The 838-nt window shown below is 36.4% G+C and carries 1 protein-coding gene; it reads right to left on the reverse strand.

The window, feature by feature from the left end:
- Positions 1–85: 85 nt before the first annotated feature.
- The coding region (locus G5B43_RS19200; protein WP_165296415.1) for a helix-turn-helix domain-containing protein at positions 86–838 on the reverse strand (753 nt) is incomplete at its 5' end.

Here is an 838-nt window from a genome sequence, read left to right on the forward strand (position 1 = left end):
CGTAAATAATTAAGTGCTTCATTCTCTATTATTTTAAAGCAAAAATATCACGTCGCACGTTGTCAAAATTGTAAGAAAACGAAAACTAGGTTGTAGGATTACATATGTCTTGCTGGATGCTCAGGTATTTTGTTGGACTGAGGTTAAGATAATGTTTAAAGTCTTTGATTAGGTGACTTTGGTCGTGATAACCACAATAATTGATGATGGTAAACCAATCTTCTTTTCTCATCTTTGAAGGCATATTCTCTATGTATTCAACCGCTCTTAAAAACCGCTGGTATCGGTTAATTTCTTTCGCAGAATACCCGAAGTGTTTTTTATGTATGATTTGGATATTGCGCTCCGTTTGATTGTTGTTACTGGCAATTGCTTTGACCGGGTTTAATGATTGTTCCTTAAAATCTGCCAATTGCTTTGCAATCGTGTCTTGCTCTCGTAGATAGGGCGTACAAAAATGAAGCATATAGCTTACCTGTTGGTGTACATCATCCATTTTGCTAAGTTCATACCACCATGCCGTGAAGCAATTTTCATCCACCAGTTCATCCGGATTTATTCGTAAATTTTTAGCACATGCGCTGCTCCCAAAAAACCGATAAAATGCATCATCTTTAAAGTTAGCGACTAAAATTGTCGATTGCGGTGGCAACGAATAATCAAAAGCTCTTCTAATTGTTCCCAATACAAGACACTTGTCCACCTCTACTTGCCTATTATTTTTTGATTTAAGCAGTGCTTTCTCTCCAAAACTAAAAATCAACATCGTTTGATAAGAAGGCAATAGTGTTTTCGTTATCGTCTGTTTGGTTCGATTTTGGGCAAAATAGAAATGAGA

It is taken from the genome of Sphingobacterium sp. SGR-19, from assembly GCF_011043555.1.
Classification (GTDB): Bacteria; Bacteroidota; Bacteroidia; order Sphingobacteriales; family Sphingobacteriaceae; genus Sphingobacterium.